Here is a 20,487-nt window from a genome sequence, read left to right on the forward strand (position 1 = left end):
GTTGATCCGGATGCCCGCGCCGGGCCATGGTCGCGCGCTCAAAGAGGATGAAGTCGTGAACGCTCCGATCTCTGCCGCGCCGGTCGTCAGCCTCGGCTCCGTCAAGTTTGGCAATCATCTGCCGCTCGCGGTCATCGCCGGGCCGTGCCAGCTCGAGAGCCGCGCCCACGCGCTCGAGGTCGCCTCGGCGCTGAAGGAGATCGCGACGCGCCTGAACATCGGCCTCGTCTACAAGACCTCGTTCGACAAGGCCAACCGCACCTCTGGCTCCGCCGCGCGCGGGCTTGGCCTTCAGCAGTCGCTGCCGATCTTCGCCGAGATCCGCGCCTCGCTCGGCCTTCCCGTGCTGACCGACGTCCATGACGCGAGCCAGTGCGCCGAGGTGGCGCAGGCCGTCGACATCCTGCAGATCCCCGCCTTCCTGTGCCGCCAGACCGACCTGCTGCTCGCGGCCGCCGCGACCGGCAAGGTGATCAACGTCAAGAAGGGCCAGTTCCTGGCACCGTGGGATATGGCGAACGTCGTTGCCAAGATTACCGGCGCCGGCAATCCGAACGTGCTGGCGACCGAGCGCGGCGTCTCGTTCGGCTACAACACGCTGGTCTCGGACATGCGGTCGCTGCCGATCATGGCGCGCACGACCGGGGCGCCGGTCATCTTCGACGCCACGCATTCGGTGCAGCAGCCGGGCGGGCAGGGCACTTCGTCGGGCGGCCAGCGCGAATTCGTACCGGTGCTGGCGCGCGCCGCGGTCGCGGTCGGCGTCGCCGGCGTGTTCATCGAGACCCATCCCGATCCGGATCATGCGCCCTCCGATGGGCCGAACATGGTGCCGCTCGCCCAGTTCGAGGCCTTGTTGAAGACGCTGATGGACTTCGACCGGCTGGCCAAGGCGCAGACGACAGACGCCATCAGCTGATGCACCAGCCCGTCGCCAAGCCCGCAGACAACAAGTTTCCGCCAGCCGTGAACATCATCGCGCTGGCGGGCTTCTCGGCGGCGCTGTCGACGCGGGCGCTCGATCCGGTGCTGCCGCATGTCGCCGAGGATTTTTCGATCAGCATTGCGACGGCGGCCGGCATCGCCGCCGGCTATGCGCTGATCTATGCGCTGATCCAGCCGGCGATCGGCGCCGCCGCCGATCTGTTCGGCAAGGCGCGCCTGATGACGCTGTGCCTCGCGCTGCTCGGCGTCGCCAGCATCCTTGGCGCGCTCGCCACCTCGTTTCCGCTGCTGTTCGCCTCGCGCATTCTCGCGGGCGTTGCCTCGGGCGGCGTGTTCCCGGTCGCGCTCGGATTGACCAGCGATCTCGTCGCGCCCGACAAGCGCCAGGTTGCGATCGGCCGCACGCTGGCGGGATCGATGGCCGGCAACCTGCTCGGCGCCACCGCGTCGGGCATCATCGGCGACTTCATCGGCTGGCGCGGCGTGCTCGCGATCCTCGGCGCGCTCGGGCTGATCGCCTCGCTCGCGGTGGCGGCCGGCTTCCGCGGCGCCAAGGTCACCCACGTGCCGACCACGGATCTCGCCGCGCTGAGGAGGGGCTACCGCACCATCTTCACCAATCCGAATGCGCGCTTCTGCTTCCCGGCGGTGTTCGTCGAAGGCTGCTGCGTATTCGGGCTGTTTCCGTTCATCGCCTCGTTCCTGTTCGACCTCGGCGAAACCTCGCTGTCGATCGCCGGCATCGTCATCGCGGGTTTTGCGGTCGGCGGCCTGTTCTACACCTTCACGGTGTCGAGCTTCCTGCCGCGGCTCGGCGTCAAGGGCATGATGATCGTGGGCGCGGGACTGGTCGGCCTGCAACTCGCTGCGCTCGCCTTCGGCCCCGGCTGGAAGCTGCAGTTCGCCTGCATGCTGATGATGGGCTGGGGCTTCTACATGATCCACGGCTGCCTGCAGGTGTTCGCCAGCGAGCTGTCGATCGGCGCCCGCGCGACCGCGATGTCGCTGCACTCGTTTTTCTTCTTCCTCGGCCAGACCGTCGGCCCCATCGCCTACGGCTTTGGCGTCGTCCATGGCGGCAAGCAGCCGACGCTGCTCGCCGGCGCCGTCCTGATGGTCGCGCTCGGCTTCGCCTGTGCCGCGCTGCTGCGGCAGCGGCCGCCGGCGGATGCGGCGACGAGCTGACCGCCCTGTCGGGCACAGGTGCATGCTCATTGCATCTGAAGACACCGAGCCATAGCCGCAGGAACGCCTGCTCATTTGTAGCTCCGTCATGGCCGGGCTTGTCCCGGCCATCCACGTCGTCCGGCACGCCGAGAAGGACGTGGATGCCCGGGACAAGCCCGGGCATGACGACGTGGAGACAGGCGAGCGCATAAAGGCCCATCGTTTGCTGCTTTAGCCCTGGGCGCACACCGCCGCCATCTCGCGGCGCATCTGCGTCCGAGCTTTGCCTTTGGACATGCCCTCTTTCTGAGAAGAGGGCACGGGGAATGCCGGGAGCTGGCCGCCCCCATGGCCCGCCTGCGGAAAAAAATGCAGGCGGCGAGAACCACAGGTTCAGCCGAGACATCCCGGCATTCCCCGCGCGATGGTTGGGCGGCTTATACGTACTCTCCCCGGGGACCGGGCTGTCTTGCCCCCGTGACCGGCGGATCATCACCACCAGCGTGACCTCAGCGTCGGGAGGCCAGGACCATACGATTTCGCCGGCGCATCGGGCTCGTTCGTCCGCGTGACTGATCACGCTGCGAACCCGACACACCCACCGCATCCCGCCTCAACGTCCGTGACGACCGCGAAGCGCCCCTCTGATCGAGACGGGACGGAGATAGTCAATCATGGATTCTGATAAAACGAATGTGGAATATTTTTCGCGGGAGGACTGGACAGGGGTGATCGGCTTGAACACGCTGACGAAATCAGTTTCCAGGCGCGCGCGGTTTGACGGTCGAACAAGACGGGGCAAGCCAACCCATTGGGCGAGTCGCGCCCGTCGGGCGACTCGGCAGCATGACAGCGTTGGAGACGGCGAGAGCTCAACCCACGATCGCTTGCTCCGCTACTTTGTGGAAGTGACAATCAGATGATGAAGCTGATCGCCAACGAAGCCGCCACAAAGCTCCTGTCATTCTCGGCAGGAAAGAAGGCCGCCTTTCTGATTCTGCTTTACGAGAGAATGGTGCCCGAGCTTCGTTCTTTTTGCCTTGCCGAGGACCGCGACTTCTTCATTTTTGAAAAGGCACGACAGGAGTATTGGCGATCACTTCTGGATGGTTCGCGTCCTATATCTTGGGCCCAGCTTCGTGAGGATATTCTCGATGCGACCCCCGACACCGAGGATTTTGGTTCTCTGGAAGTCTCATTCGCATTGAACGCAGCTCTGGTTGCGGCGAATATCGCCGGATTTATGGCTGATGCGCGAGACGTCCATATCGTCGAAGCCATGGAGTATCCTCTGGAGTCGCTGCATGCTTACGCGATCGATCAAATGGGACTGGTCACCTACGATAAGGCGATCAACAACATCGTGGGCGGCCACCCGCTCGTGCAAAGAGAGGCGCGGACGGAGGAAGAAGACGTCGCATTCTTGAGCACGATCGAGGATCCGCCCTGGTCGGAAAGCATGTATTCCTTGGTGCGGGGGAGGGCCGAAGGCCAGCACGGCTTGCTCAGGTGAAAGGCTGAGGTTGGGCGGACTTTGATCGTGATGAATTACGGAATTACGGTGACAGTGCTGGACTGCACCCCTCCAGTGAGACACGATAATCTCGGTGACAGGCATTTCGAGGATGACCTGTGGCAGCAAGAGGGAATAACCGTCAGTTTAACTGCAGATCAGACGTCTGCGCGTAGGAACGGCTATCAATAGCGTTACGATTGGTCCAATGTGATGTTCGAGACCTTCAAGAGACATTTTCTTCTGGATGCAGGCCCAAGCCCGATAGGCCCATTAAGTGATGCGAGCTTGCGGCCGGAGGCTGCGAAACTATTCGCTGAATTTGGTGGATGCTCCTTCAATGGCGGGCTGTATCGCGTGGTGCGGGTGAGCAGCCTCGACACATGGGCCGCGCGCGTTGGCTATGCGTTTCCCGAATTCAAAGGGCGCATCGCGTGCTTTGGTTATGATTGGCTTGGTAGGGCGTTCGCGACTGATGAAAAGCGCCTCGAAGGCGGAAAGCCCGGGGTAGTGATGTTTGAGCCCGGCACAGGGGAAGCTCTGAAGATTCCTGCGAATATCGAAACCTTTCACGATGGCGAGCTGGTCAATTTTGGCGAGGCTGTTCTTGCAATTGATTTTTTCCAACGCTGGCAGAAACTTGCTCGTACCAAATTGGAATACGATCAGTGTGCCGGTTATAAGAAGCCGCTGTTCCTCGGCGGAGTGGATGATGTCGGGAATTTGGAGCCTTCCGATATTGACGTGTACTGGCACATATCCGGCCAGCTTATCCTCAAGGCCAAAGGGCTTCCCGTCGGGACGCCGATTCGCATCAGTCGTCCGTGAAGATCGATGACTTCAGGGTAACACGAGCGTGCGGTGAGGAATTCCGGTGAAGGTGCTGGGCGGTCACCGTAACCTAGCGTTGTCCTGCTTGAAGGCTGATCTGCTATGAACAACTCATCGAAATCTGATTCATTGGGCCGATCGAGGTCGAGAGCGATGAGATCGCTCGTTAGCTGTTTGGTCTGTGTTATCCTGATTTGGACCGCGACTATCGCGAAGGCGACAGCCGATGGCTTGCTCACCTACTTCTCGGAAGAGTTGCCCTTAGAAATACCAAAACCCAAGGCCCCGTCATCAGAGCATGAAATCTTGTTGGCTAAAGTGCGGGTGTTAGGCCGGCCTGCATATCTTGTCGGGGAGAACCAATCTGGACAGCCTACACGCATAGTTCCCCGCGAGCGCTGGTCGGCCTGGTTGCAGGTGATTGAGGTCATCCGTGGCAAGCGACCCGAGCTGGAGCGCATAAACGTGACGTTCGGAGGCGATCCAAGCTACGCTCGAGGTCCCCGCACACCGTATCAGCTCGAGCAGGAATATTTTGTGGCGATGTACGAAGACTCCTCTGGTTATCACGTTATCGGCCTTCCTATCAGCCCCGCCAAGTATAGCGAGTGGGAGCGAGTGATCACCGAGTCGATCTTGAGCGAGCCAAGTCGCCCTTGAAATAGTCGGCTTGTGTGAAGCCGTCGGAAACGGGGCGGCAAATGGCTTGGGTGTCACGTGAAGTGCTGTCCAGCATCGTCTCCGTGTCCCTGAGTTTGTCGCCACGCTGTTTCCACATCGTCATGCCCGGGCTGCGTCCCGGGCATCCACATCCAGCCGCGTATGCCGATCGACGTGGATGGCCGGGACGCAGCCCGGCCATGACGGCGCGGAAGGTGCCGGATTCGAATCGTCAGGTGTGATCGGGCGCTAGCCGCGGCCGCGATACGGCGCGACGCCCTGGTCGGGCACCCACAGGCCCTTCGGCAGCTTGCCGGTCTGCCAGAACACGTCGATCGGGATGCCGCCGCGGGGGTACCAGTAGCCGCCGATGCGCAGCCATTTCGGTTTGAGCTCGTTGGCCAGGCGCTTGCCGATGGCGACCGTGCAGTCCTCGTGGAAGGCGCCATGGTTGCGGAAGCTCGCGAGATAGAGCTTGAGCGACTTGGATTCGACCAGCCACGGGCCGGGCGCATAGTCGATCACGAGATGGGCGAAGTCCGGCTGGCCCGTCACCGGACACAGCGACGTGAACTCCGGCACCGTGAAGCGGGCCAGGTAATCCGTATCCTTCTGCGGATTGGGCACGCGGTCGAGCCGGGCCGCCTCGGGGCTCTCGGGCCACGCCACCTCGCGGCCCAGTTGCAGGCCTGCTGATGTCTCGGGTTTGCCGGGTCTTTTCGCCATGTCTCGCGTCACGGGTGGGAGGAGGCGCCCTCTTACCCAATCGGGGCGCCGGCGTCATCCGCTTCCTGATCCCTCGGCGACCTCACGTCAGCGCGACCTGATGTCAGCAAGACTCGATTTCAGCAACACTTGGCCTTTTCGCCCTCCTGCCCTTGCGGTAGAAGCGGCGCAGCAAAAGTCGCCCACCAGAAAAGCCCGCACGAGGACCCCATGACCGCCATCGTCGACATCATCGGCCGCGAAATCCTGGACAGCCGCGGCAATCCCACGGTCGAGGTCGACGTCGTCCTGGAGGACGGCTCGGTCGGCCGCGCCGCCGTGCCGTCCGGCGCCTCCACCGGCGCCCATGAGGCGGTCGAGCTGCGCGACGGCGACAAGCACCGCTATCTCGGCAAGGGCGTGCTCAAGGCCGTCGAGGCCATCAACGACGAGGTCTATGAGGCCCTGGCCGACATGTCGGTGCATGACCAGGTCCAGATCGACCAGATCCTGATCGAGCTCGATGGCACCGAGAACAAGAGCCGGCTCGGCGCCAACGCCATCCTCGGCGTCTCGCTCGCCTGCGCCAAGGCGGCGGCAATCTCCTACGACATGCCGCTGTATCGCTATGTCGGCGGCACCTCGGCGCGCACCCTGCCGGTGCCGATGATGAACATCGTCAATGGCGGCGTCCACGCCGACAACCCGATCGACTTCCAGGAATTCATGATCATGCCGGTGGGCGCACCGACCTTTGCGGAAGCGCTGCGCTGCGGCTCGGAAATCTTCCATACGCTGAAGGGCGAGCTGAAGAAGGCCGGTCACAACACCAATGTCGGCGACGAAGGCGGCTTCGCGCCGAACCTGCCGTCGGCGGACGCAGCGCTGGACTTCGTCATGAGCGCGATCGGCAAGGCCGGCTACACCGCGGGCGAGGACGTCATGCTGGCGCTCGACTGCGCCGCGACCGAGTTCTTCAAGGACGGCAAGTACGTCTACGAGGGCGAGAACAAGTCGCGCTCGCGCTCGGAGCAGGCCAAATATCTCGCCGACCTCGTCGCGCGCTATCCGATCGCCTCGATCGAGGACGGCATGTCGGAGGACGACATGGACGGCTGGAAGGAGCTGACCGACCTGATCGGCCACAAGTGCCAGCTCGTCGGCGACGACCTGTTCGTGACCAACGTGAACCGTCTGGAGGACGGCATCCGTAACGGCCGCGCCAACTCGATCCTGATCAAGGTCAACCAGATCGGCACGCTGACCGAGACGCTCGCCGCGGTCGAGATGGCCTACAAGGCCGGCTACACCGCCGTGATGTCGCACCGCTCCGGCGAGACTGAGGATTCCACCATCGCCGATCTCGCGGTTGCCACCAATTGCGGGCAGATCAAGACCGGCTCGCTGGCGCGTGCCGACCGCACCGCCAAGTACAACCAGCTGCTGCGGATCGAGCAGGAGCTCGACGCGCAGGCCAAATATGCGGGCAGGGCGGCGCTGAAGGCGCTGGCCTGATCCGGAACGCAACACGGAAGAGGGAGGCGCGCATGGGTGTCGAGGCAGGCCTGCAACTGCGGACGCTGATCAAGCGCAGCGGTGAGCTCGAGCTCTCGCTGGTCGACGTGCCGACCCCTGAGCCTGGGCCGGACGAGGTCGTGGTGCGGATCGAGGCGGCGCCGATCAACCCGTCCGATCTCGGCCTGCTCGTTGGCGCTGCCGACCTCACGACCATGCAAGCGTCCGGCACCAAGGACCGTCCGGTCATCATCGCGAAGGTGCCGGAGGCGGGGATGCGGGCGATGGCCGCCCGGGTCGACGAGTCCATGCCTGTTGGCAACGAGGGGGCGGGCGTCGTGGTCAAGACCGGATCCTCCGACGCCGCCAAGGCGCTGATGGGCCGCACGGTCGCGGCGATCGGTGGGGCGATGTACAGCCAGTATCGCTGCCTGAAGCTCTCCGAATGCCTGCCGCTGCCGGCCGGCACGACCCCGGCCGAGGGCGCCTCCTGCTTCGTCAATCCGCTGACCTCGCTCGGCATGACCGAGACGATGCGGCGCGAGGGCCATACGGCGCTGGTGCACACCGCGGCCGCGTCCAATCTCGGGCAGATGCTCAACAAGATCTGCCTCAAGGACGGCATCCCGCTCGTCAACATCGTGCGCAGTGCGGCGCAGGCCGAGATCCTGCGCGGCCTCGGCGCCAAATACGTCGTGGATTCGACCTCGCCCACCTTCATGGACGAACTCATCGCGGCGCTGGTCGAGACCGGCGCGACCATCGCCTTCGATGCGATCGGCGGCGGCAAGCTCGCCGGCCAGATCCTCAACGCGATGGAAGCCGCGATCAACAAGTCCGGCAAGCACCCGTACAGCCGGTACGGCTCGAACGTGCACAAGCAGGTCTACATCTACGGCAGCCTCGACGTCAGGCCGACCGAGATCACCCGCGGCTTCGGCATGACCTGGAGCGTGGGCGGCTGGCTGCTGTTTCCGTTCCTGATGAAGATCGGCAAGGCGGATACCGAGCGGCTGCGCCAGCGCGTCGTCGACGAGCTGAAGACGACCTTTGCGAGCCACTACACCAAGGTCGTTTCCTTGTCCGAGGCGCTCGATCCGGCCAACCTCGCCGTGTACGCCAAACGGGCTACCGGCGAAAAATTCCTCATCGACCCCAACAAAGATAAGTGACCTAACGTCGCTCCTCGGACGTTGCTGACGGGCTTGCGTTTGGCCCGCATGCGGAGACAATCCGCCCCGTTTGTCTGGGGGGCGGCGTCAGCCGCATGGAGCACTGAGGAGAGATTTGTCATGACCCGATTGGATCGCCGTCGATTTCTGGCTGGTGCGGCCCTCGCCGGAGCTGCAACCGCCTTGCCGCCGCTGGCCGGACAGGCACGCGCGGCGGTTGCGCCCGCCGGCGCGCAGGCCCCCGGCTTCTACCGCTACAAGGTCGGCGACTACGAGTGCACCTCCGTCAATGACGGCGCGCGCACCTTCCCGATGCCCGACAAGTTCGTCGTCAACACCGCCAAGGACGACGCGCTCGCGGCTGCCGAAAGCGCCTACATGCCGAAGGGCATGATCACGATCCCCTTCAATCCGCAACTGATCAACACCGGCTCCAAGCTGGTCCTGATCGATACCGGCAACGGCGCCGGGGCCTTCGAGGCCAGCAAGGGCGCGGTCGGGCGCACCCTGCAGAACCTCGCTGCCGCCGGCGTCGATCCGAAGAGCATCGACGTCGTCGTGCTTTCCCACATGCATGGCGACCACATCAACGGCCTCAAGCTCGCGGACGGCTCGCTGGCATTTCCGAACGCCGAGCTGAAGGTGCCGGCCAAGGAGTGGGCGTTCTGGAATAGCGACGAGAACGCCGCCAAGGCGCAGACCGACTTGATGAAGGGCAACTTCGCCAACTTCAAGAAGGTGTTCGGCGGGCTCGAAAGCAAGGTCACGCAGTACGAGTGGGACAAGGAGGTCGCGCCCGGCATCACCGCGCTCGGCACGCCCGGTCACACGCCGGGACACACCTCGTTCGCGGTCGCTTCCGGCAATGCCAGGGTCCTGATCCAGGCCGACGTCACCAACGTCCCCGAGCTGTTCCTGCGCAATCCGGATTGGCACGTGATGTTCGACACCGATGCCGCGATGGCGCAGGAGACGCGGCACAAGTTCTACGACATGGCCGCCGCCGAGAAGGCCAAGGTGATCGGCTTCCACTTCTCGTTCCCCTCCGTGGGCTATGTCGAGAAGGACGGCGCCAAGTACCGGCTGATTCCGGCGCCGTGGAATCCGGTGATCTGATCTCCTCCTCGTCATTGCGAGCGAAGCGAAGCAATCCAGGGGTCGGTTGAGACTCTGGATTGCTTCGTCGCTTCGCTCTTCGCAATGACGGGGATGGAGTGTGCCAGGCCGTCTTTCGATGCGGCCTGCTTGTTTTGCATATGCGAAATGCCGGGCTTCCCGCCGCTCCGGCGAACGCCTATGTCAGGCGTTCCCGGGACTCCGCAGGGCCTTGCATGTCGATCGACCTCTCTCCCACCACCGCCGATCTCTCCAACTGGCGCACTGCGCCGTTCAGCCGCTGGGCCTTTCACAACATCCGCGCGATCCTGCCGGTCGCCGACGTCGAGAGCGCGCCCGGCAGCGCCTGGCCGCTGCCGGCGAGCCCGGTTGCGTTCGAGGATTTCAGCGTGCGGCTGCCCAAGGGCGGCACGCTCGATCTCGACGGTTTCCTGAAGGCGACGGCGACCGACGGGCTGCTGATCCTGCATGACGGCCGCATCGTCTTCGAGCACTATGACGGCGGCACCGACTGCGACACGCCGCACATCCTGATGTCGGCGACCAAGTCGATCACCGGCCTCATGGTCGGCATCCTGGCTGGCCGCGGCGAGCTCGACATTGACGCCGAGGTCACGCGCTATGTGCCGGAAGTGGCCGCCACGGCCTATCGCGGCGCCACGATCCGGCAGCTTCTCGACATGCGCGCCGGCGTCGTCTTCGATGGCGCCGGCCTGCAGGCCTATGCCGACGCCAGCGGCTGGGAGCCGGTCGCGCCGGGCACCACGCCGAACCTGCACGATTTCTTCGCGACGATGCGCGCCCAGTCGGCGCCGCATGGCGGCACCTTCAGCTACGTCTCCTCCAACACCGATCTGCTGGGCTGGGCGATCGAGCGCGCCACCGGCCGCAGTTTCGCAAGCCTCGTCGGCAGCCTGCTGTGGAAGCCGATGGGGGCCAGCGGCGAGGCCTTCATCACCCTCGATCGCAAGGGCGCGCCGCGCTGCACCGGCGGCTTCTGCGCCACCTTGCGCGATTTCGCGCGCCTTGGGCAGCTCGTGCTGTCAGGCGGGCGGCGCGGCTCGCACGCGATCATCCCCGAGGCCTGGCTCGACGACATCAGGCACAATGGCGACATCAAGGCCTGGCGCGACGGCCAATGGCGCGACAGTTTTGCCGCGATCAGCCGCAACATGCACTATCGCAGCGGCTGGTACGTCATCAACGATCAGCCGCAGCTGATGTTCGCGATGGGTATTCACGGCCAGAACCTGTTCGTCGATGCCGCCAACGGCATCGTGATCGCCAAGGTCTCGTCATGGGCGCAGCCGGTCGACGGGCAGGCGATCTGGCTGACGCATCAGGCGGTGGCTGAATTTGCCCGCAGCCTCAAAGCCACGGCTTGAGCTCGCCGCGGCGAAGGTCTGGAACATTGGAGCCCTGCTCGCGATGAAACGCTGAGTTTCGCGACACGCTGTTTTCATGCACTTGCATGGTCTTGCCCATGTGTCTTAAGTGCACCCCTCACGTTCCCCTGCAAAGGATGCCCTATGCCTGCTCCGTACGCCATCGTCGCCCTCGTCGGCAGTCTCCGCAAGGAGAGCTTCACCCTGAAGATCGCCAATGCGCTCGCCAAGCTGGCGCCGGCCAGCCTGAAGATCGACGTCACCACGCTCAACGGCCTGTCGTTCTTCAACCAGGATCTCGAAGCCAATCCGCCGGCCGACTGGCTCGCCCTGCGCGACAAGCTGAAGGCCTCGAACGGCGTGCTGATCCTGACGCCGGAATACAACCGCTCGATCCCCGGCGTGCTGAAGAACGCGATCGACATCGCCTCGCGCCCCTATGGGCAGAGCTCGTTCCTGGGCAAGCCGGTCGGCCTCATCTCCAATTCGCCGGGCCCGCTCGGCGGCGTGGCGGCGGCCAAGCACCTGCAGAACATCATGCCGGGCATCTCGGGCCCGATCATGGGGCAGCCGGAAATCTACCTGAATGGCGTCGGCGACGCGTTCGGCGCCCAGGGTGAGCTGGTCAAGGATTCGCTCAAGACGGTGTTGCAGCAATATCTGGATGCCTTCGCCGCCTTCGTTGCCAAGCAGAACGGCTGACCTTGGTCGTCGCCGTGCGGCGGTCGCCAACTGCATGACGGGTATGATGCGGGCAGGGCGTTGACGCGCCTTGCCCGATCCGTTTCAAGGCCATGCCGGACCAGCGCAAGGATGCGCATTGCCAAGGAAGCATGATGGCCCATTCGTTCACACCCGCGTCGTCGTCGAGGCCCGGCCCGAACCAGCCGGATCTCGACTCGGAGGCCGTCTGGCAGGCGCGGATCGACCTCGCGGCGTGCTTCCGGATGGCGGCGCGGCACGGGCTCGAAGAGGGCATCTGCAACCACTTCTCGGCGCTGGTGCCCGGCTATGACGACCTCTTCATCGTCAATCCCTACGGCTATGCCTTTCGTGAGCTGACGGCCTCGAAGCTGCTGGTGTGCGATTTCGACGGCAACGTCATTGCCGGCGATGGCCGCCCGGAAGCGACTGCCTTCTACATCCATGCCCGCATCCACAAGGCGTTGCCGCGGGCCAAGGTCGCGTTCCACACCCACATGCCCTACGCCACCGCGCTGTCGATGACCGAAGGCGACCCGCTGATCTTCGCCGGGCAGACGGCGCTGAAATTCTACGGACGAACCGCGGTCGACGCGAACTACAACGGGCTGGCGCTCGACGCGCGGGAGGGGGACCGCATCGCCGGGGCGGTCGGCAACGCCGACATCGTCTTCATGAAGCATCATGGCGTCATGGTTCTGGCGCCGACCATCGCCGAAGCCTGGGACGATCTCTATTATCTCGAGCGCGCCTGCCAGGTGCAGTGCCTGGCGCTGTCGACCGGCCGCAAGGTCACCGCCGTCGCGCCGGCAATCGCGGAAGCCGCCTCTCGCCAGATGCGCGAAGGAGATGCGGAATCGGCTCGGTTGCACCTCGAGGCCGTCAAACGCATGCTCGACCTCGAGGAGCCGGTCTACCGGAGCTGAGGACTGATCGTCTGGAGGCTGGTGCGATGTCCAGATTGGAGCTTTCTGCCGAACAGCGCGCAGCGCTGGATCGTCCCGTCTGGTCAGCCCTGACCACCGGGCACCGGGCGCTGGCGGAAGGCACCGCGCATGCTCGTCGCTATCCAGCGGCGATTGCACCATTCGCTGCCATGTCGGACGACAGCGATGCTGCGTGGTCTGAGCTCGCCGACTTCGCCAAGAAGGACGTGGTTGCGATCGTGACTCCCGCTCCTCCGGGCGACCTGCACGGCCTTGCCGCCTGGTTCAGCGCCTGCGTCCGCCAGATGGTTGCGGTCGAGGCCGAGGCCCCTGTTGGGGATGCCGTGATCGAAACGCTCGACCAGCGTGACATTCCGGCGATGCTGGAGCTGACGGCGCTGACCAAGCCGGGCCCGTTCCTGGCCAGGACCCACGAGCTGGGCCGCTATATCGGCATTCGCGACGGGGAGCGCCTGGCCGCGATGGCCGGGGAGCGCATGCGCCTCGACGGGTTCACGGAAATCAGCGCGGTCTGTGTCCATCCGGACTATCGCGGCCGTGGCTATGCCCAAAGGCTCGTAACAGCCCTGATGACGGCCATCAGGGGCAGGGGCGAGACGCCGTTTCTCCACGTCATAGAGGACAATCATGCCGCGATCGCGCTGTATGAGCGTCTCGGCTTCGTGTCGCGAGCCACCTTGTGTTTCACGGTGCTTCGGCAATCCGTCAGCCAGTGACCGGTGATGCGACCTTCGTAAAGAAGCCTCGCGGGGCGGATTAGCAAATCCTTAACCAAGGTGCCCCATCTTCCGGCCATGGTCTCCCGCGCGCGGCTCAAATCGTTCCTGACGGGGCTCGCCCTCTACACGATGGCGGCCGCCATCATCGGCTATTTCGGCATCAACGCCTATACCGGCCGCTACGGCCTGACCGCGCGCCAGGAGCTCGACCAGGAGATCATCGCGCTGACCTCCGAGCTCGCGCGACTGAAGCAGGAGCGGGCCGAGGGCGAGAAGCGCGTGTCGCTGCTGCGCTCCGACCGGGTTGATCCCGACATGCTCGATGAGCGCGCCCGCTTTCAGCTCGGCTACGCCAACCCGCGCGATCTGATCCGGATCAACCGGCCAAACTGAGCGAGCCGGTCTCCTCGAGGCATCCGTCGTGAGACTGGCCTTTGTCTGCGTACCGAACGCGTGCACGACAAGCCCATGACGAGGAAGACCCGCGCTGCGCGCGGGCCTTCGACGATCGCTGATGCGCTGCTCCTTATGCGGCCCGCACGGTGGCGAGGAACCTGTGGACCTCGGCCTTCAGGCGGTTGCTGTCCTGGGACAGTGACTGCACGGCGTTGAGCACGTGGGACGAAGCCGTCCCCGTCTCGGTTGCTTCGCGCTGGACGTCGGCAACATTCGCGGAAACCTCTTTCGTGCCGCTGGCGGCTTGCTGGATGTTGCGCGAGATTTCCTGGGTTGCGGCGCCCTGTTCTTCGACAGCGGCTGCGATGGTGGCGGCGATTTCCGACATCCGGCCGATCGTGTCGCCGATTTCCTTGATGGCGGTGACCGAATGCTGGGTGGCGGTCTGGATGGCGCCGATCTGCTGGCTGATCTCTCCAGTCGCCTTGGCGGTCTGCTCGGCGAGCGCCTTGACCTCCGAGGCGACAACGGCGAAGCCGCGGCCGGCTTCACCCGCCCGCGCCGCCTCGATGGTGGCGTTCAAGGCCAGCAGGTTGGTCTGGCCGGCGATGGTGTTGATGAGCTCCACCACGTCGCCGATGCGAGCCGCCGCTTGCGACAATTCGCCCACGCGTTCATTGGTCTTGCGGGCCTGCTCGACGGCTTCACTGGCGATCGCCGAAGACTGCTGCACCTGCCGGCTGATCTCGTTCACGGAGGAGGACATTTCCTCGGTGGCGGCGGCAACCGACTGGACGTTGTTGGAGGCGGCGCCTGAGGCGCCGGCTACGACGGTGGCGAGACCCTTCGAGCGTTCGGCAGTCGCGCTGAGCGACTGGGCCGATGACTCCAGATCGGTCGCTGCCGACGACACGGTCTCGATGATCTGGCCGACCGCTGTCTCGAAATCGTTCGCAAGGCGCATCGTATCGATCTTGCGCTGCTCGGCCTGGCGCGCCTCCAGCTCGTTCTGCTCGGCTTCGAGCCGCTGGCGGGCGACGGCATTGACCTTGAACACCTCGACGGCACGGGCCATCTCGCCGACCTCGTCGCGCCGTTCCGAGCTCGGTATCTGCACAGCGAGATTCCCGTTCGCAAGCTCGGTCATCGTCCGGGTGATCGCTTGCAGCGGCCGGACCAGGCCGCGCGCGATCATCAGGGTCGCAACGCACAGCAGGGCGATCAATCCGACGGCCCACATCAGCGTCACCTTGACGGAGGCGTAGAACGCCTCGTCGAGATCGTCGACATACACGCCCGTGCCGACGACCCAGTTCCACGGATCGGCCTTCAAGGTGTAGCCGAGCTTCGCCACCGGGACGCTGCTGCCGGCGCGCGCGAACATATAGCTGACGAAGCCGCCACCAGGCTGGGTCGAAGCCGCGATCAACTCGCGTACGAAAGGCAGACCGTTGGCGTCCTTCTCGTTGAGCAGGCCCTTGCCCTCCCAATCCGGCTTCGGGCCAAGCACGAGGTTCACGCCGTCCGGCTGGTAGACGAAGATGTAGTCGTTCTTGCCGAACCGGATGCCGCGGAGCACGGCCTTGGCGCGGTTCTGCGCCTCGTCCGCGGTCAGGGCGCCCTTCGCCGCCGCATCGGCAAAGCCCTTAACGATCGACACGGCAGATTGCACCTGTCCGACGACCGCGGCCTTACGCTCTTCGACCAGGGCTGTGCGGGTGGCCAGCAGCTGGCTGACGACGGCGACGATACAGACGCCGATGGATAGCGCGACCAGAACCGCAAAGCGGCGAGGGATGGTGAGAACCATGTTCGTTCCTGTCCGGGGGCCGAGGCAGCCGGACAGTTCAGGCAGCCAGGGATTTCCGTTGAGTTATTTGATTTCGTTGATGAATTCGGAAAAATTGTGCGTTGCGGAAGGTTTAGAATTGATTGATTCGAAGGCCCGTAGAAACACGGAGACCCTCTGCCGCTGCTCGGTCGGAATATCCGTTATGCCGATGTTCGATATGTCGGGTTTTTTGGTCGCCGATGGCGTCGTCGAGATCCACCGATGAGGGTGTCGCGGAGGGCGTCGTCGGCTTGGCCTGACGCGTCCCATCCGCTGAGATGGCTGCTCTTTTTTGTAGCGGCCTGCGGTCGGATTCCAAAAATGGTGGAATTGTATTTGCAATATTTCGTGTGCATTGCAGTGCGGCACGCCAAAGCCTTCGGACGTGCCACGCGGTCCTTTTACGTCTCCTGGAGTTGAGCTAGAGAGAGCTACTTTTTCTCTCATCCGGAATTGCCATGGCCGCACCGAAGAAGACCGCCGCAAAGGAACAAGGGCAGGACAGAGATAACGGCCCGCCGCCGGAATTCACCAGAGAACAGGAATTGGCTGCGCTGCGCGACATGCTGCTGATCCGCCGCTTTGAGGAAAAGGCAGGTCAGCTTTATGGCATGGGTGCGATCGGCGGCTTCTGCCATCTTTACATCGGCCAGGAAGCGGTCGTGGTCGGCATGCAGATGGCGCTGAAGCCGGGCGACCAGGTCATCACCGGCTATCGCGATCACGGCCACATGCTGGCCACCGGCATGGATGCCAAGGGCGTCATGGCCGAGCTCACGGGACGCCGCGGCGGCTATTCCAAGGGCAAGGGCGGCTCCATGCACATGTTCAGCGTGGAGAAGAACTTCTTCGGCGGCCACGGCATCGTCGGCGCCCAGGTCTCGCTCGGCACCGGCCTTGCGCTCGCCAACCGCTACCGCGGCAACGACTCGGTCAGCGTCGCCTATTTCGGCGACGGCGCGGCCAACCAGGGGCAGGTCTATGAGAGCTTCAACATGGCGGAGCTCTGGAAGCTGCCGGTGATCTACGTCATCGAGAACAACCGCTATGCCATGGGTACGGCGGTGTCGCGCGCCTCGGCGCAGACCGACTTCTCCAAGCGCGGCATCTCCTTCAACATCCCGGGCGAGCAGGTCGACGGCATGGACGTCCGCGCGGTGAAGGCCGCCGGCGAGAAGGCGGTCGCGTGGTGCCGCGAGGGCAGGGGTCCGTACATCCTGGAAATGCAGACCTACCGCTATCGCGGCCACTCGATGTCGGACCCGGCCAAGTACCGTACCCGCGAGGAGGTGGAGAAGGTCCGTCACGACCAGGATCCGATCGAGCAGGTGCGCAACCGCCTGCTGGCGGCCAAGGTCAGCGAGCAGGATCTCAAGACGATCGATGCCGACGTGCGCAAGATCGTCAACGAGGCCGCCGATTTCGCGCAAGCCGATCCCGAGCCCGATGTCGCCGAGCTCTACACCGACGTTTATCGCTGAGCGCGCGCAAGCTGTTTCTCTGGAGCTGATATGCCTATTCAAGTTTTGATGCCTGCGCTGTCGCCCACGATGGAAAAGGGCAATCTCGCCAAATGGCTGAAGAAGGAAGGCGAGGCGATCAAGTCGGGTGACGTGATCGCCGAGATCGAGACCGACAAGGCCACGATGGAGGTCGAGGCGACCGACGAGGGCACGCTCGGCAAGATCCTGATCCCCGAAGGCACTGCCGACGTCGCGGTCAATACGCCGATTGCGACCATCCTCGCCGACGGCGAGACCGCCGCCGATCTCGGCAAGGCGGCAGCGCCTGCAGCCGAGATGAAGGCCGCGCAGTCGGCGCCGCCGGCCGAGCCGGCTGCTTCGGTGTCGGCATCGCCTGCGCCGACCGGCGTGGCTGCGCCGCAGAGCGTGGCCGAGCCCGATCCCGAGGTGCCCGCGGGCACCGAGATGGTGACGCAAACCATCCGCGAGGCGCTGCGCGACGCGATGGCCGAGGAGATGCGCCGCGACGGCGACGTCTTCATCATGGGCGAGGAGGTCGCCGAATATCAGGGCGCCTACAAGGTCACCCAGGGCCTGCTGCAGGAGTTCGGCGCCCGCCGCGTGATGGACACGCCGATCACCGAGCACGGTTTCGCCGGCATCGGCGTCGGTGCCGCGATGGCCGGCCTGAAGCCGATCGTCGAGTTCATGACCTTCAACTTCGCCATGCAGGCGATGGACCAGATCATCAACTCCGCGGCCAAGACCTTGTACATGTCCGGCGGCCAGATGGGTTGCTCGATCGTATTCCGCGGTCCGAACGGCGCTGCCGCCCGCGTTGCCGCGCAGCACAGCCAGGACTACTCGTCCTGGTACTCGCACATCCCGGGCCTCAAGGTGATCGCGCCGTATTCCGCCGCGGACGCCAAGGGCCTGTTGAAGGCCGCGATCCGCGATCCCAATCCGGTGATCTTTCTCGAGAACGAGGTGCTCTACGGTCACTCCGGCGAGGTGCCCAAGCTCGACGACTACGTGATCCCGATCGGCAAGGCGCGCATCGCCCGTAGCGGCAAGGACGTCACCATCATCTCGTGGTCGAACGGCATGACCTACGCGCTGAAGGCCGCCGATGAGCTCGCCAAGGAGGGCATCGAGGCCGAGGTGATCGACCTGCGCACGCTGCGTCCGATGGACACCGAGACCATCGTCGCCTCGGTCAAGAAGACCGGCCGTGCGGTGACGGTGGAAGAAGGCTGGGCGCAGAGCGGCGTCGGCGCCGAGATCGCCGCGCGCATCATGGAGCACGCCTTCGACTATCTCGATGCGCCGGTGACGCGCGTATCCGGCAAGGACGTGCCGATGCCTTACGCGGCGAACCTCGAGAAGCTCGCGCTGCCGTCGGCGGCGGAGGTCGTGCAGGCCGCCAAGTCCGTCTGCTACCGCTAAGGGACATCCCACCATGGCCGGACCCAAGGAGCAGCCGCTGCCGCCCGACGTCATCGGCCGCGAGGACGCCACCGAAGTGTTGCGCGCCTTCGTGCTCGATGGCGGGCTCTCGATCGCATTCCAGCGCGCCTTCGAGGAGCCCGACGTGTGGGGGCTGCTCCTGGTCGACGTCGCCAGACATGCTGCGCGCGCCTATGCGCGCGAGAGCGACTATTCCGAAGACGAGGCGCTGCAGCGCATCGTCGAGATGTTCGAAGCCGAGCTGGCTCGGCCGACTGACACGGGCACCACCAGCCCCAGGTCGAAACAAGGTCACTGATCATGCCGATCAACATTCTGATGCCCGCGCTGTCGCCGACGATGGAGAAGGGCAACCTCGCTCGTTGGCTCAAGAAGGAAGGCGACCAGGTCAAGTCCGGCGAGGTCATCGCCGAGATCGAGACCGACAAGGCCACGATGGAAGTCGAGGCGGTCGATGAGGGCACGCTCGCCAAGATCCTGGTGCCGGAAGGCACGCAGGACGTGCCGGTCAACGACGTGATCGCGGTGCTCGCCGGCGAGGGCGAGGACGTCAAGGCGGCCGGCAGCGCGCCGGCGGCGGCGGCTCCCAAGCCCGAGGCGAAGCCGACGGTGTCCGCGGCGGCGCCCGCCGCCACACCTGCACCTTCCGCCGCGCCCGCGCCGAAGCCGGCCGCGGCTCCTGCGCCGGCCGCTCCCGCGGCTGCGCCCCAGGTCAACGGTCACGCGCGCATCTTCTCGTCGCCATTGGCACGTCGTCTCGCCAAGGATGCCGGCATTGATCTCGGCCGCATCACCGGCACCGGCCCGCACGGCCGCGTCGTCGCGCGCGACGTTGAGGACGCAAAGTCCGGCAAGGGCCTGAAGGCTGCGCCGTCGGCGGCACCTGCCGCGGCAGGCGCGCCGGCGCTGGCGCCGTCGATGTCGGACAAGCAGATCCTGGCGCTGTTCGAGCCGGGCTCCTACGAGGTCATCCCGCATGACGGCATGCGCCGCACCATCGCGCAGCGCCTGACCGCGTCGGTGCAGAACGTCCCGCACTTCTATCTCACGATCGACTGCGACATCGGCAAGTTGCTCGCCGCCCGCGAGGAGATCAATGCGGCAGCTCCAAAGGACAAGGAGAAGAAGCCGCTCTACAAGCTCTCGGTGAACGACTTCGTCATCAAGGCGATGGCGGTCGCGCTGCAGAAGATTCCGAACTGCAATGTGAGCTGGACCGAAGGCGGCATGGTCAAGCACAAGCATTCGGACGTCGGCGTCGCCGTGGCGATGCCGGGCGGGCTGATCACGCCGATCATCCGCAAGGCCGAGACCAAGACGCTGTCGGCGATCTCGGGCGAGATGAAGGACTTCGCCGCACGCGCCCGCTCGCGCAAGCTGAAGCCGGAGGAATATCAGGGCGGCACCACGGCCGTGTCCAACCTTGGCATGTACGGCATCAATCACTTCACCGCCGTGATCAATCCGCCGCATGCGACGATCCTCGCGGTTGGCACCTCGGAAGAACGCCCCGTGGTGCGCAACGGCAAGATCGAGATCGCCAGCATGATGAGCGTGACCCTGTCGTGCGATCACCGCGCCATCGACGGCGCGCTCGGCGCCGAGCTGATCGGCGCGTTCAAGCAGCTGATCGAGAATCCCGTGATGATGATGGTGTGACGTTGCGTTCCGGAGCGGGATGGCAGACGGGGCCAGCGCATGCGCATCAGAACGCGGTGGCCCTGGATCACGGCACTGGTGAGCGCCGCGTTGTTTGCCAACCCGCTCGGGATCGACGTCATCCATTCTGCTTTCTACTCCGGCGAGGCGCTGTCGCGCGGCATCTGGGCGCCGATCGTGCTTGCCGGATTTGCGATCTGCGCCGTGCTGGTGCTGCTGGAGGCAATAGTTCGAGCCTTGATCTGGCGACGTTCCGTCGGCAGCACCACGACCATCTGATTTCCAACTGCTTCA

Annotated in this window: 21 protein-coding genes; 19 read left to right on the forward strand and 2 right to left on the reverse strand. The window is 64.7% G+C overall.

Features of this window, described 5'->3' with window-relative positions; genetic code table 11:
* Positions 1-55: 55 nt before the first annotated feature.
* From kdsA to QW845_RS00765, 5 genes are all read left to right on the forward strand, one after another.
* Positions 56-919 carry a 3-deoxy-8-phosphooctulonate synthase gene (gene kdsA, locus QW845_RS00745; RefSeq protein WP_315799767.1) on the forward strand — a complete coding sequence of 288 codons (864 nt, stop codon included), beginning with the start codon at positions 56-58 and terminating at the stop codon, positions 917-919.
* Positions 919-2,130, forward strand: coding sequence for an MFS transporter (locus QW845_RS00750; RefSeq protein WP_315799768.1), 1,212 nt, complete (start codon positions 919-921; stop codon positions 2,128-2,130). Before kdsA ends, QW845_RS00750 begins: the two co-directional genes overlap by 1 nt.
* Before the next feature lie 901 nt (positions 2,131-3,031).
* A complete protein-coding gene (locus QW845_RS00755; protein ID WP_315799769.1) occupies positions 3,032-3,625 on the forward strand; it encodes a DUF416 family protein in 594 nt (197 codons plus the stop codon).
* Between the two features lie 213 nt (positions 3,626-3,838).
* A complete protein-coding gene (locus QW845_RS00760) occupies positions 3,839-4,453 on the forward strand; it encodes a T6SS immunity protein Tdi1 domain-containing protein (RefSeq protein WP_315799770.1) in 615 nt (204 codons plus the stop codon).
* Between the two features lie 234 nt (positions 4,454-4,687).
* A complete protein-coding gene (locus QW845_RS00765) occupies positions 4,688-5,116 on the forward strand; it encodes a hypothetical protein (RefSeq protein ID WP_315799771.1) in 429 nt (142 codons plus the stop codon).
* Positions 5,117-5,365: 249 nt separating this feature from the next.
* On the opposite strand, the gene queF is transcribed toward QW845_RS00765, so the two are convergent.
* Positions 5,366-5,842, reverse strand: a complete 477-nt coding sequence (gene queF / locus QW845_RS00770) for a preQ(1) synthase (protein ID WP_315799772.1) — start codon at positions 5,840-5,842, stop codon at positions 5,366-5,368.
* Positions 5,843-6,052: 210 nt separating this feature from the next.
* Here queF and eno point away from each other — a divergent pair, with 210 nt between their 5' ends.
* From eno to QW845_RS00810, 8 genes are all read left to right on the forward strand, one after another.
* Positions 6,053-7,336 (forward strand): phosphopyruvate hydratase, encoded by a 1,284-nt coding sequence (gene eno, locus QW845_RS00775; RefSeq protein WP_315799773.1) that lies wholly within the window; start codon positions 6,053-6,055, stop codon positions 7,334-7,336.
* 32 nt (positions 7,337-7,368) lie between these two features.
* Positions 7,369-8,508, forward strand: coding sequence for a zinc-binding dehydrogenase (locus QW845_RS00780; RefSeq protein WP_315799774.1), 1,140 nt, complete (start codon positions 7,369-7,371; stop codon positions 8,506-8,508).
* A 120-nt stretch (positions 8,509-8,628) separates the two neighbouring features.
* Positions 8,629-9,624, forward strand: coding sequence for an MBL fold metallo-hydrolase (locus QW845_RS00785; protein WP_315799775.1), 996 nt, complete (start codon positions 8,629-8,631; stop codon positions 9,622-9,624).
* Positions 9,625-9,839: 215 nt separating this feature from the next.
* Complete coding sequence (locus QW845_RS00790) at positions 9,840-11,009, forward strand: serine hydrolase (protein WP_315799776.1); 1,170 nt, start codon at positions 9,840-9,842, stop codon at positions 11,007-11,009.
* A gap of 144 nt (positions 11,010-11,153) precedes the next feature.
* Positions 11,154-11,711, forward strand: a complete 558-nt coding sequence (locus tag QW845_RS00795) for an NADPH-dependent FMN reductase (RefSeq protein WP_315799777.1) — start codon at positions 11,154-11,156, stop codon at positions 11,709-11,711.
* 134 nt (positions 11,712-11,845) lie between these two features.
* Entirely contained in the window at positions 11,846-12,637 is a 792-nt protein-coding gene (locus tag QW845_RS00800) for an aldolase (RefSeq protein ID WP_315799778.1), read from the forward strand.
* Between the two features lie 26 nt (positions 12,638-12,663).
* Positions 12,664-13,374 carry a GNAT family N-acetyltransferase gene (locus QW845_RS00805; RefSeq protein ID WP_315799779.1) on the forward strand — a complete coding sequence of 237 codons (711 nt, stop codon included), beginning with the start codon at positions 12,664-12,666 and terminating at the stop codon, positions 13,372-13,374.
* Between the two features lie 78 nt (positions 13,375-13,452).
* Positions 13,453-13,770 (forward strand): septum formation initiator family protein, encoded by a 318-nt coding sequence (locus tag QW845_RS00810; protein WP_315711657.1) that lies wholly within the window; start codon positions 13,453-13,455, stop codon positions 13,768-13,770.
* A 133-nt stretch (positions 13,771-13,903) separates the two neighbouring features.
* On the opposite strand, the gene QW845_RS00815 is transcribed toward QW845_RS00810, so the two are convergent.
* Positions 13,904-15,583, reverse strand: a complete 1,680-nt coding sequence (locus tag QW845_RS00815) for a methyl-accepting chemotaxis protein (protein WP_315799780.1) — start codon at positions 15,581-15,583, stop codon at positions 13,904-13,906.
* Between QW845_RS00815 and QW845_RS00820 the strand changes: the two genes are divergently transcribed.
* The 6 genes from QW845_RS00820 (at position 15,582) to QW845_RS00845 (ending at position 20,472) form a co-directional block, all read left to right on the forward strand.
* Entirely contained in the window at positions 15,582-15,830 is a 249-nt protein-coding gene (locus tag QW845_RS00820; protein WP_315799781.1) for a hypothetical protein, read from the forward strand. The genes QW845_RS00815 and QW845_RS00820 overlap by 2 nt on opposite strands.
* Before the next feature lie 232 nt (positions 15,831-16,062).
* Positions 16,063-17,085 (forward strand): pyruvate dehydrogenase (acetyl-transferring) E1 component subunit alpha, encoded by a 1,023-nt coding sequence (gene pdhA, locus QW845_RS00825; RefSeq protein ID WP_315799782.1) that lies wholly within the window; start codon positions 16,063-16,065, stop codon positions 17,083-17,085.
* A 30-nt stretch (positions 17,086-17,115) separates the two neighbouring features.
* The gene (locus QW845_RS00830) at positions 17,116-18,513 is read left to right on the forward strand and encodes a pyruvate dehydrogenase complex E1 component subunit beta (RefSeq protein WP_315799783.1); all 1,398 of its coding nucleotides are present in this window, start codon (positions 17,116-17,118) and stop codon (positions 18,511-18,513) included.
* A 13-nt stretch (positions 18,514-18,526) separates the two neighbouring features.
* Positions 18,527-18,832 carry a DUF5076 domain-containing protein gene (locus QW845_RS00835; RefSeq protein ID WP_015666657.1) on the forward strand — a complete coding sequence of 102 codons (306 nt, stop codon included), beginning with the start codon at positions 18,527-18,529 and terminating at the stop codon, positions 18,830-18,832.
* A gap of 2 nt (positions 18,833-18,834) precedes the next feature.
* Complete coding sequence (locus QW845_RS00840) at positions 18,835-20,193, forward strand: pyruvate dehydrogenase complex dihydrolipoamide acetyltransferase (protein WP_315799784.1); 1,359 nt, start codon at positions 18,835-18,837, stop codon at positions 20,191-20,193.
* A 39-nt stretch (positions 20,194-20,232) separates the two neighbouring features.
* Positions 20,233-20,472, forward strand: a complete 240-nt coding sequence (locus tag QW845_RS00845; protein ID WP_315799785.1) for a hypothetical protein — start codon at positions 20,233-20,235, stop codon at positions 20,470-20,472.
* Positions 20,473-20,487 lie beyond the last annotated feature (15 nt).

Origin of the sequence: Bradyrhizobium sp. SZCCHNS3002, assembly GCF_032377435.1 — a bacterium.
In the GTDB taxonomy this organism is placed as follows: Bacteria; Pseudomonadota; Alphaproteobacteria; order Rhizobiales; family Xanthobacteraceae; genus Bradyrhizobium.

Coding starts and splice junctions, on each gene's coding strand:
- QW845_RS00795 (WP_315799777.1), top strand. CDS start 11,154: ATGCCTGCTCCGTACGCCATCGTCGCCCTCGTCGGCAGTCTCCGCAAG.
- eno (WP_315799773.1), top strand. CDS start 6,053: ATGACCGCCATCGTCGACATCATCGGCCGCGAAATCCTGGACAGCCGC.
- QW845_RS00780 (WP_315799774.1), top strand. CDS start 7,369: ATGGGTGTCGAGGCAGGCCTGCAACTGCGGACGCTGATCAAGCGCAGC.
- QW845_RS00760 (WP_315799770.1), top strand. CDS start 3,839: ATGTTCGAGACCTTCAAGAGACATTTTCTTCTGGATGCAGGCCCAAGC.
- QW845_RS00805 (WP_315799779.1), top strand. CDS start 12,664: ATGTCCAGATTGGAGCTTTCTGCCGAACAGCGCGCAGCGCTGGATCGT.
- QW845_RS00750 (WP_315799768.1), top strand. CDS start 919: ATGCACCAGCCCGTCGCCAAGCCCGCAGACAACAAGTTTCCGCCAGCC.
- QW845_RS00800 (WP_315799778.1), top strand. CDS start 11,846: ATGGCCCATTCGTTCACACCCGCGTCGTCGTCGAGGCCCGGCCCGAAC.
- QW845_RS00755 (WP_315799769.1), top strand. CDS start 3,032: ATGATGAAGCTGATCGCCAACGAAGCCGCCACAAAGCTCCTGTCATTC.
- QW845_RS00790 (WP_315799776.1), top strand. CDS start 9,840: ATGTCGATCGACCTCTCTCCCACCACCGCCGATCTCTCCAACTGGCGC.
- QW845_RS00820 (WP_315799781.1), top strand. CDS start 15,582: ATGTTCGTTCCTGTCCGGGGGCCGAGGCAGCCGGACAGTTCAGGCAGC.
- QW845_RS00810 (WP_315711657.1), top strand. CDS start 13,453: ATGGTCTCCCGCGCGCGGCTCAAATCGTTCCTGACGGGGCTCGCCCTC.
- QW845_RS00785 (WP_315799775.1), top strand. CDS start 8,629: ATGACCCGATTGGATCGCCGTCGATTTCTGGCTGGTGCGGCCCTCGCC.
- pdhA (WP_315799782.1), top strand. CDS start 16,063: ATGGCCGCACCGAAGAAGACCGCCGCAAAGGAACAAGGGCAGGACAGA.
- QW845_RS00840 (WP_315799784.1), top strand. CDS start 18,835: ATGCCGATCAACATTCTGATGCCCGCGCTGTCGCCGACGATGGAGAAG.
- QW845_RS00815 (WP_315799780.1), bottom strand. CDS start 15,583: ATGGTTCTCACCATCCCTCGCCGCTTTGCGGTTCTGGTCGCGCTATCC.
- QW845_RS00830 (WP_315799783.1), top strand. CDS start 17,116: ATGCCTATTCAAGTTTTGATGCCTGCGCTGTCGCCCACGATGGAAAAG.
- queF (WP_315799772.1), bottom strand. CDS start 5,842: ATGGCGAAAAGACCCGGCAAACCCGAGACATCAGCAGGCCTGCAACTG.
- QW845_RS00845 (WP_315799785.1), top strand. CDS start 20,233: ATGCGCATCAGAACGCGGTGGCCCTGGATCACGGCACTGGTGAGCGCC.
- QW845_RS00835 (WP_015666657.1), top strand. CDS start 18,527: ATGGCCGGACCCAAGGAGCAGCCGCTGCCGCCCGACGTCATCGGCCGC.